This is a genomic window from Bacillus sp. B2-WWTP-C-10-Post-4, from assembly GCF_009183805.1.
Taxonomy (GTDB): domain Bacteria; phylum Bacillota; class Bacilli; order Bacillales; family Bacillaceae_G; genus Bacillus_A; species Bacillus_A cereus.
The window spans coordinates 1-8,799 of record NZ_WEII01000141.1 but is presented as its reverse complement, the minus strand read 5'-3'; the positions used below and the strand labels follow the sequence as shown (position 1 = coordinate 8,799).

The following is an 8,799-nucleotide window of genomic DNA, read 5'->3' as shown; positions in this document are numbered from 1 at the left end:
TAATCGATTTTACATCTTTAATATTATAGTGAATATATTTTTCTACTCGTTCTTTTTGCTCGTTCCAAAACTTTTCTTCAATTTCTTTTTGTTTTAAATATTCCATAGTAAAATATCCTCCTGCTATGATCACCACAGCAGATACAATCAAAATCATTACTTTCTTCATTGGAAATCTCCTTATAAAAAGCCTACCAATGTATTCTTCTTAAAATGGGATACAGAAAATAAGAGTAGTACAAAGACTACTCTTGTTTTTTTTCTTTCTCTTCTTTTTCGATTTCAGATACAGATTTTGCAGGTTTTTTTATCATTTCATCTAATTCTCCAGAACGCGTAAATTTATTTTCAAAGTTTTTAGTTGTACTTATACTAGCTATAAAATCTAATTCTTTATTATTGTTTATATAACCTTTTAATTTAGGGACTCCCATAGGACTTACACCCTTTTCTATAAACGTAATAGATTTTACATCTTCAATATTATAATAAATATACTTTTCTACTCGTGCCTCTTGTACTTTCCAAAATTGTTCTTCTTTTTCTTTTTGTTTTAAGTATTCCATAGTAAAATATCCTCCTGCTATGAGTATCACAGCAGATACAATCAAAATCATTACTTTCTTCATTGGAAATCCCCTTATATTCCAAGCTAGTTAACATATGCTCTTTCTAAAGTAGGGTACAGAAACCAAGAGTAGTCGCAAGAACTACTCTTGGTTTTTTTCTTTCTCTTCTTTTTCAATTTCAGATACTGATTTTTCAGGATTTTTTATAAGTTTTCCTAATTTCCCAGAACGCGTAAATTTGTCTTCAAAGTTTTCAGTTGTACTTATACTAGCTGTAAAATCTAATTCTTTATTATTATTTATATAACCTTTTATATGAGGAACCCCCATTGGACTTATCTTATTTTCTGTAAATGTAATCGATTTTACATCTTTAATATTATAGTGAATATACTTTTCTACTCGTGCCTCTTGTACTTTCCAAAACTCTTCTTCTTTTTCTTTTTGTTTTAAGTATTCCATAGTAAAATATCCTCCTGCTATGAGTATCACAGCAGATATAACCAAAATCATTGCTTTCTTCATTAGAAATCTCCTTATAAAAAGCCTACCAATGTATTCTTCTTAAAATGGGATAGAGAAGACAAGAATAGTACAAAGACTACTCTTGTTTCTTTTCCTTCTCTTCTTTTTCAATTTCAGATACCGACTTATCAGGTTTTTTTATAAGTTTATCTAATTCCCCAGAACATCCAAAATCATCTTCAAAATTTTCCGTAGTACCTATACCAGCATCAAACCATAATCCCTTATCACCATTTATATAACCTCTTATATGAGGAACGCCCATTGGACTTACCTTATGTTCTCTAAATGTAATCGATTTTACATCTTTAATATTATAGTGAATATACTTTTCTACTCGTTCTTTTTGCTCGTTCCAAAACTTTTCTTCAATTTCTTTTTGTTTTAAATATTCCATAGTAAAATATCCTCCTGCTATAATACAAATAATGGATAAAACAATTACCAATTTCTTTTTCATTTAAAATCCCCTTGTATTTGAATATAGTTAAAATATACCATGAAATGAGTTGAGACATATGAGTGAATTTAAAAAGAATCCAATTGCGACAGATGAAGATTATTTCAAACTATCAGATAACGTTTATAATAAAGATTTTTTGCACGAAGAGGCAAAAATCAAAGGATCTAATGGTCAAGAATGGAAAGTTATAGAAACATTTGATGCAGATGACACAAAAGTGAAAAATGGATTACAAGCAATCGCTGTAGTACCTGCAAATAAGTATAAGCCTGGTAAAAAACAGTATGACGATGTAATCATTGCATTCCGTGGTACTGAATTTGATAGATTCGATGGAGATAAAACCACAGATATAGTTCAAATTACACTTGGACAGAAAAAGAACCTTGGTGTAGCAGGCGGAAAAGCTCCGACATCATTTGATAGTGCATTAGAATTTACAGAAAAAATTAAGAAAAAATATAATCCTACTTCTATTCACACTACCGGACATAGTAAAGGTGCTGCTGAAGCCCAGTATGTAGCAGCAGAAATGAATTGTTATGCAACAACATATGCTGCACCAAATATTTATAGATTACTAAGTGATAAAGCAAAAAAACGAGTAGATGAAGGCGTAATGGAAAATAAAGTAGTAGATTATACTCATAAAGAAGATGCTGTAGGAAATTTCAATCAATTTGGAGCACCTATGATTGGTAAACAATTTACAACAAAAAGTAATGGAACAGATAGTATTCTCGCGGCTGTATTTATGGGACAACATCCAATGTCAACATTTCTAGAAATGTTCCACAATAATGGTAGTGTTCGACTAGAATTAGAACCAGATGATATCATTCGTCATGCAAAAGAGATACAAAAAATAAGCGATATATTATCTGATATTATTAGAAATATAGAAAGATTTCAACAACAAGAAGAAGAGGAAGTTGCGAAATTAAAGAGTCAATTGAAGCATGAGACAGGACCTGGAGGAAAATATCATCTGTTAGAAGAACATGAAGTAGATGAAGCAATTAGAGAGGTTGCAAAAATATCCCAAAACGGAAAAGACTATTTTCATGATATACAACTAGCAGAAGAACTAATTCATCTTTTACGGAAAAAACAAAAAGAATTGATTCATTTTGGAGATGATATTGCTTATGCAGCTAATTCATTACGAGATAAAGATAATCAATTAGGAACAAATTTTGAAGGACTGGCGGCGAGATAATATGATGGATTTTATAGGGGAAATTCAAAAAATAGAGAAAGAAATAGAAAAAGCTACAGTTGGTGCAGTTGGAACTATTATAGATGAGTTGCAAGCTGTTAAAAAGCAATTAGAAAAAGAAATGCAACAATCACTTTTAAAAACTGATGTAGCATTCAAAACAAATAGCATAGTAGCAAGCCAAAAACATGCCATTCAAAAAAACAAAGAAGCATTTCATGATGTATGCAAAAGTTTATCTGAACAAGGAATTGAATTAAACAAAAGTTTTGAAAGCAAAACAGGTAGTGCAATAAAAGAAACATTAAATAAACATCTCAATCAAATTCGAAATGAAATGATTTCTAAACAATATGATTTAATTAATAGTTGTGGAAAAAAATAAAAAATTTCTATTATTATTTTAATCTATATGTATTAGAAAAAGTCCCCTTATGTAGGACTTTTTCTAATACACGAATAGATGCTATATTATCAAGCATTGCTCCTGATTCCATTCTATGTAGCTTTAATTTCCTAAAAGCGAAATCTACAACAAGTTGAAGAGCCTCTATTGTATAGCCCTTAGCATTATGCTCCTTATCTAAAGTAAATCCCGTATAACAGCTTTGGAGGTCTCCCCTAACAATTTGAGTTAATGAAATGTCTCCGATCAGTTTATCATTTTCTCTTAAAAAGATTCCAAAAGGATTACTTGCCCTTCAGCTTTCTTTTTTCATACTTGTTCAAGACGTATTTTTTGATGTTATTTTGTATAAAAAACTTTTGCTATCAACCTGTTCGAAAAATTGATAAAGAATAAGAGATTGAAGGATGAAAACAGAAGACTACAAGGAAAACTGTATGAACAAATATAATGAAACAAGGCTCTTACTTTGTAGTGGTATCCACGAAGTAAAAGCCTTGTTTTTTCTACTCATTTTTTATATCAGTCTTGATTTTCCAATGGAAAGGCACAGAAAATCTACTACAGAAGTTGTGATACCTCTAGGATTAACAAATTCTTTAAATTTCTGTGTACTACGTACAAGCCCTCTACTTTTGGCATGTGCCTCTAATTCAGCTCGAACTTGTATTGTATCCGGAGCCATTCTTTCTAAAGCATGTTCAGAATATTTACGAACATTGATTTCAAGTTTTTAAAACTCATTTATTGTAACTGTAAAATGTGGCTTGAATTTTACTTCGATTTTTTTCTTTTCTTCTGTACCTAGAATGTATAGTGAATCATTACGAGTATATATTTCTTTCACTGATTCCATCTTGGTTTCTATGATACGTTTGTCTTCGTATAGCATTATTAATTCAACTGTTGCATCATAATAGAACATATTCATAACCAGTTCAAATCCAAGTTTATCAATTTTACTATATCGATACGCACCTGCACCTGGAATATAGTAATCTTCTGGTTCGCTTTCGAAAATTTCTAGTAACTCATACTTATCATGTTTAATATCCAATATTCCTCAACCTTTTTGTCATAGATTACTTACTATGCTATTCATTCTATTCTTTTTTCTTTGCGGGAACAACTGTGATAACGTCACCTTTATCATTTATAACTACGTAGCCTTCGTCTCTAACGTATTTCCAAGTACCAGGATTGTCTCCTGGTTTGCGAGTGCCCGTTTTTATAATATCTTCAACTACATTTGGAGTCATTCCTCGAGGATCAACTTTTTTTAATTCTTCCATGTATTTATCTGATCCGAATGTATACCCTTTTCTTTCAGCTCGCTCACGTGCTCGTTTTGTAAGCTCCGCTCGAACTTGAACTGTATCAGGTGCCATTCTTTCAAGCGCATGTTCAGTATACTTACGCCCATCAATGACGCCGCCACCTCTTGGCATACTCCACCCAATCTCTTCAGTTACCTTTGATACTTTCCCTAAATCCTTCGCTTTTTGCTCTAACTCTCCATATTTACCAAATACTCGACCAATAACTTTAGGAGTGCCACCTACAACTGTAGAAACAGTTCCCCATACATAATCATTCGGCTCATATTTTCTGTCTGTGAAAAATTCTCTTCCATTTTATCTGGATCAACACGTACTTGCCTCAACTAATTTCCTTCCTTCACCTATATGTATAAAACTTCCAAATATAAGTATAGCAAATTGATAGAGTTGGTCCAGACATGATTCGTAAATGTGTACTTTTTAATATGTTAGCGGGCCCCATATTATTTAAATTAAGATGATTCAAGTCGGAGGAAGGCTCCTTAGGGTGTCTTTTCTTTATGAATAGAAAGCACGCCTATTTCCGTAGGTGTAGTAAATGATAACCCCTATTACCATTTATTTAAAATATTTCTAAGTTGATATTATATAATTTAGATATATTTAAATTGTATTTTTATTATATAAGTAGTGCAAAAGAAGTTAGACTTTGTTATCATGTTCTACGAATTAAAATTATTTCAAGGAGGATTTTTTGTGTTTGGTATATTAAAAAAACAATGTCGATTCAATAAAATGTCGGCAATATCGTTAGGGATTTTTGTGTTTTATATGATTTTAAAGCAACTTATCGCACTAGTTTATTTCATTAGTGATGAACAGTTTGGCGGGATGAGCATTTCGTTTGACGCAATTGATTTGTTAGTTGTTCTAATAATTTATTTTTATTATCGTAGATCTAAAGAGCCTTTTACAAATCAAAATAATTTTACGATGAGTTTGCCAAAAAGCTTACTTTTAGGTCTAGTACTAACTGTAGTATGTAAATCCCTACCGCTGTTACTAGCAGACTTTATAAGTTTTCAGTCATCTAATCAAGTTGAATTAGAAAGCCAAGTAACGTTACCCATTTTAGTCTTCGCATTTTCTATTGCTCTAGTAGCACCCATTGGTGAAGAAATTGTCTATCGTGGTGTTATACAGCATGGAATTTTTAAAAATTCCTGGTTAGGTGTACTTGTTTCTTCAGCTATTTTTGCAGGTATGCATGTTAGTCTTCTTTCTTTAGAAACAATTCCATATTTCCTTTTGGGAATTAGTTTAGGTTGTACTTATAAGTTAACCGGGCGTTTATATGTGGGAATTATAATGCACATGATTAATAATTCGCTAGCAGTGATTGCTATTTATTATTTTTAACTAAAAGAATAAGAGAGAATATGCTACAGGTGAATATTAAGAAAATTAATTTGTTAATATCTTAACTCTATTTCAGACCGAACCGTCCGGTTTGAAATATTAATTCAAGTCAGAAGACACCTTTGGGTGTCTTTTTTTCTGCATTAAAAAGCCCACCTATTTTCCTAGGTAGGCCTTTTTTGATTTTGCATTAGCACGATGATATTATAACAAAACTCCTTAATCCTCAAACTCCCTGATTGTTCTTCTTTAATATACTTAAGATGATTCTATATATACTAGTCTAAAGTACGAGCAGCTGCATAGAATGATCCAGAACCACCATTTCTGTGAGTAACTTTAAGCTTATATTTACCTTTTGGAAGAGTATTGTACGTATTTGTAAAACCCTTTCCTGCTGCTAACGATCCAGAACCAATAACATTACCTTTTGAGTCTTTTAAAGACCAATCAAGTGTACCTTTAGTATTGTTTGTCATATGAACTCTCATATCTGCTTTTTTTACATGCTCGAACGATACTTCTCTTTCACCATTTATCAGACTGAAATCATCTTTAAGTATTTGGGTACGTTGGATAATTGGTGCTGAATTTTTAGTATTATCTACACCTTCTGTACTTGCTGATGTTGCTCCAATCCCTCCAGTTAATACGATACCAGTTGTTAATGTTCCTACTACTAATTTCTTAAACATAATAAATCCCCCTTAAATATTTTTTATAACTTGCACCTTAAATGTATCACTTTTATACCTTTTGTAAATATTTTCAATTTGTAGAAATATTTATTTAATTATTAACAATATTGGGATTGCATTTTATCAAATGGAAAATAGAGGGATTTACAATGATATGTAATAATGCATAATAAATCAAGCGAATATCATGATATACTCTCAAAGAGCTGATACAAAATTTCTTTAGATTGGAAAACTAAAGTCTTATCTACCTAAAAGGAAGGCACCTTATGGCGTCTTTTTTCTATTTTCAAAAGGACCTGCTCAATTAATTCTTAAAAACATAAGGTAAAGTGAACCCATTAAAATCCATGGAATGAACCCTAGTTTTACCCTCTAATCTAAAGGAGGCACTATTGTTATGGGATATGGTGGTAGTTGCGGCGAAGGCTGCGGTTTCGCTGGAGGATTCGCTTTATTAGTTGTATTGTTTATTTTATTAATCATTATCGGATGCAGTTGCTTCTGCTAAAAAACTATTGGAAAAGGCACCCTTATATGGGCGCCTTTTTGTATATTAAAAACCTCCCTATTTCCGTAGGCAGGCTAAATGTGATTTTGCACAATTGAGTTATAGCAAAATCATTTATATTGAAAGTAATGAAAATTAACTTAGTAATCCTAATACCTTAATAATCTCAATTGTTTTATTATCTTTTATTTTAAAATAAAGCCTTTTCCCTATACGTTCACTAATTACAATATTTCCAAAGGCTAATTTACGCAAATGTTGTACAATCAAATCCTCTGTAATTCTTGTTTGCTTACTTAAATCAGAAACTGACAACGATCCATATGTAATCAATTTACAAACAATTGATAAGCGAGTAGAATTCCCTAATAACCCTAAAACTTTTATACTTTCGGTATAGAAACTAAAATCCATATGAAAAGCATGTAACAGATTTTCCAACCTCCTAAAATAAGATGAATATCAACCAAAATATCTTAACATAAAAATAGTAAAAAATACCCTAAAATATACCAATTATTCATTGAGAAAAATGATACTTGAATGGGAGTCCAATACATATTATTAAAATTAATGTGTATTGGACTTTCCATCCTCAATGAATGGAAAGTAGAGATGCTTCAATTATGTACCGATCTGGAGCGTCTCCTATATAGTCAAAAGGATAACAAGTTGTTAATGTTAATGTTGGCTCACTTTTTTCTACAATAACTGTTCGATCTTCTGAATCTGTTATCCAATGCTTGTTAATTTCATATGTATATGTTTTATTTTCATATTCCACGATAAGTTGGTCATTTTCCTTTAATTGACCAAGCTCGGTAAAAACAGTATCTCTATGTCCACTTAAAACTGTATGACCATTTCCGGATGGTGTAGTAGTTAAGTCACTAACAAACATACCTACACCCTTTTTTAATACTTTATCATCAGCTCCCCAATATATAGAGTATTTCTTTTGTATTTTAGGGATAATTAAATATGCTACTTTATCTCCTAACTGATGGTTTACCTTTGAAGCAGGAATTTGTACAGGTTTTTCTTGTAATGAAGTGTCAATCTTTGTCTCTGTCTCTGTTTGATTGATGTTTTGCGTTTCATTTTCTTTAGAAGGTGTGGAGGTCTCATATTGTTTAGCCTCGTTAGTTGTTAACGACTCTGCTGATTGTCTAGCACTATACCATTCTAGAAAATAATAGGAAAAGATAGTAAGTCCAATAACAGTTAAACATAAGCCTATCCATTGTTTTTTATTCACTTTTATCACTCCATTTGAAAACGACAGGATTTCTCCTGCCGTTTTAAGGAACTATTTTATGCGTTTGTCTTTTTACGACGGAACATTAATACAGAACCAGCTAATGCTAATCCTAAGCTTGCTAACATCATTGTAACACCGTTTGATGCTGTATTAGGTAATTTTTCACCTTGTTTTTTCGTTTCTTTTTTCACAACTGTATTAGTATTTTTCTTTGTTTCTTTTGCAGTTGTTTGAGGCTTAGTTTGTTCTTGTTTAGTATTTGTTGTTTGGTTATTTTGTTTTGAATTCTCTTGCTTAGTGTTTTCTTGTTTAACAGGTTCTTGTTTAGTATTTTCTTGTTTAGGTTGTTCTTGAGGTTTAGTAGTTTCTTTATTTTCTGTTGTAGTATTTGTGCTCTTTGGATATTTATAATCTTCACATGGAATGCCGTCTTTATCATTATCTAAAC

13 protein-coding genes and 3 pseudogenes are annotated in these 8,799 nt (G+C 31.4%); 5 read left to right on the top strand and 11 right to left on the bottom strand.

What is annotated here, in order from left to right; translation table 11 throughout:
- From GBN78_RS26940 to GBN78_RS26925, 4 genes and pseudogenes are all read right to left on the bottom strand, one after another.
- Positions 1–169: pseudogene (locus GBN78_RS26940) on the bottom strand (DUF1433 domain-containing protein); the annotation flags it as partial.
- Between the two features lie 76 nt (positions 170–245).
- Positions 246–629 (bottom strand): DUF1433 domain-containing protein, encoded by a 384-nt coding sequence (locus GBN78_RS26935; protein WP_000757414.1) that lies wholly within the window; start codon positions 627–629, stop codon positions 246–248.
- 81 nt (positions 630–710) lie between these two features.
- Complete coding sequence (locus GBN78_RS26930) at positions 711–1,094, bottom strand: DUF1433 domain-containing protein (protein ID WP_000710032.1); 384 nt, start codon at positions 1,092–1,094, stop codon at positions 711–713.
- 76 nt (positions 1,095–1,170) lie between these two features.
- Positions 1,171–1,554, bottom strand: a complete 384-nt coding sequence (locus tag GBN78_RS26925; RefSeq protein WP_000728343.1) for a DUF1433 domain-containing protein — start codon at positions 1,552–1,554, stop codon at positions 1,171–1,173.
- Positions 1,555–1,612: 58 nt separating this feature from the next.
- Here GBN78_RS26925 and GBN78_RS26920 point away from each other — a divergent pair, with 58 nt between their 5' ends.
- Both GBN78_RS26920 and GBN78_RS26915 read left to right on the top strand, forming a co-directional pair.
- A complete protein-coding gene (locus GBN78_RS26920; RefSeq protein ID WP_001288649.1) occupies positions 1,613–2,776 on the top strand; it encodes an alpha/beta hydrolase family protein in 1,164 nt (387 codons plus the stop codon).
- A 1-nt stretch (position 2,777) separates the two neighbouring features.
- Positions 2,778–3,161 (top strand): hypothetical protein, encoded by a 384-nt coding sequence (locus tag GBN78_RS26915; protein ID WP_000968629.1) that lies wholly within the window; start codon positions 2,778–2,780, stop codon positions 3,159–3,161.
- 13 nt (positions 3,162–3,174) lie between these two features.
- On the opposite strand, the pseudogene GBN78_RS26910 reads toward GBN78_RS26915, so the two are convergent.
- Positions 3,175–3,551 (bottom strand): annotated as a pseudogene (locus GBN78_RS26910) (GNAT family N-acetyltransferase); the annotation flags it as partial.
- Positions 3,552–3,589: 38 nt separating this feature from the next.
- Here GBN78_RS26910 and GBN78_RS26905 point away from each other — a divergent pair.
- The gene (locus tag GBN78_RS26905) at positions 3,590–3,919 is read left to right on the top strand and encodes a hypothetical protein (RefSeq protein ID WP_000845490.1); all 330 of its coding nucleotides are present in this window, start codon (positions 3,590–3,592) and stop codon (positions 3,917–3,919) included.
- Here the strand turns inward: GBN78_RS26905 and GBN78_RS26900 are convergent.
- A complete protein-coding gene (locus GBN78_RS26900) occupies positions 3,916–4,239 on the bottom strand; it encodes a hypothetical protein (RefSeq protein ID WP_000351757.1) in 324 nt (107 codons plus the stop codon). The genes GBN78_RS26905 and GBN78_RS26900 overlap by 4 nt on opposite strands.
- Before the next feature lie 46 nt (positions 4,240–4,285).
- A pseudogene (locus GBN78_RS31075) lies at positions 4,286–4,816 on the bottom strand (hypothetical protein); the annotation flags it as partial.
- Positions 4,817–5,218: 402 nt separating this feature from the next.
- Between GBN78_RS31075 and GBN78_RS26890 the strand changes: the two are divergent.
- A complete protein-coding gene (locus GBN78_RS26890; protein WP_193224762.1) occupies positions 5,219–5,881 on the top strand; it encodes a CPBP family intramembrane glutamic endopeptidase in 663 nt (220 codons plus the stop codon).
- 278 nt (positions 5,882–6,159) lie between these two features.
- On the opposite strand, the gene GBN78_RS26885 is transcribed toward GBN78_RS26890, so the two are convergent.
- Positions 6,160–6,576, bottom strand: coding sequence for a hypothetical protein (locus tag GBN78_RS26885; protein WP_000473854.1), 417 nt, complete (start codon positions 6,574–6,576; stop codon positions 6,160–6,162).
- Between the two features lie 403 nt (positions 6,577–6,979).
- On the opposite strand from GBN78_RS26885, the gene GBN78_RS26880 reads away from it, so the two are divergent.
- The gene (locus GBN78_RS26880) at positions 6,980–7,090 is read left to right on the top strand and encodes a YjcZ family sporulation protein (protein ID WP_000540371.1); all 111 of its coding nucleotides are present in this window, start codon (positions 6,980–6,982) and stop codon (positions 7,088–7,090) included.
- 135 nt (positions 7,091–7,225) lie between these two features.
- Here the strand turns inward: GBN78_RS26880 and GBN78_RS26875 are convergent, their stop codons facing one another.
- The 3 genes from GBN78_RS26875 to GBN78_RS26865 form a co-directional block, all read right to left on the bottom strand.
- Entirely contained in the window at positions 7,226–7,504 is a 279-nt protein-coding gene (locus GBN78_RS26875) for an ArsR/SmtB family transcription factor (protein WP_000347623.1), read from the bottom strand.
- A gap of 181 nt (positions 7,505–7,685) precedes the next feature.
- Positions 7,686–8,348, bottom strand: a complete 663-nt coding sequence (locus tag GBN78_RS26870; RefSeq protein ID WP_001036104.1) for a class D sortase — start codon at positions 8,346–8,348, stop codon at positions 7,686–7,688.
- Positions 8,349–8,404: 56 nt separating this feature from the next.
- A partial coding sequence (locus GBN78_RS26865) for an LPXTG cell wall anchor domain-containing protein (RefSeq protein WP_152127895.1) occupies positions 8,405–8,799 on the bottom strand: 395 nt, incomplete at its 5' end.

Bases quoted from the DNA above. Each gene is read 5' to 3' on its own strand.
- GBN78_RS26935 (WP_000757414.1), bottom strand. From the start codon at position 629: ATGAAGAAAGTAATGATTTTGATTGTATCTGCTGTGATACTCATAGCA.
- GBN78_RS26930 (WP_000710032.1), bottom strand. From the start codon at position 1,094: ATGAAGAAAGCAATGATTTTGGTTATATCTGCTGTGATACTCATAGCA.
- GBN78_RS26925 (WP_000728343.1), bottom strand. From the start codon at position 1,554: ATGAAAAAGAAATTGGTAATTGTTTTATCCATTATTTGTATTATAGCA.
- GBN78_RS26920 (WP_001288649.1), top strand. From the start codon at position 1,613: ATGAGTGAATTTAAAAAGAATCCAATTGCGACAGATGAAGATTATTTC.
- GBN78_RS26915 (WP_000968629.1), top strand. From the start codon at position 2,778: ATGATGGATTTTATAGGGGAAATTCAAAAAATAGAGAAAGAAATAGAA.
- GBN78_RS26905 (WP_000845490.1), top strand. From the start codon at position 3,590: ATGAAAACAGAAGACTACAAGGAAAACTGTATGAACAAATATAATGAA.
- GBN78_RS26885 (WP_000473854.1), bottom strand. From the start codon at position 6,576: ATGTTTAAGAAATTAGTAGTAGGAACATTAACAACTGGTATCGTATTA.
- GBN78_RS26880 (WP_000540371.1), top strand. From the start codon at position 6,980: ATGGGATATGGTGGTAGTTGCGGCGAAGGCTGCGGTTTCGCTGGAGGA.
- GBN78_RS26875 (WP_000347623.1), bottom strand. From the start codon at position 7,504: ATGGATTTTAGTTTCTATACCGAAAGTATAAAAGTTTTAGGGTTATTA.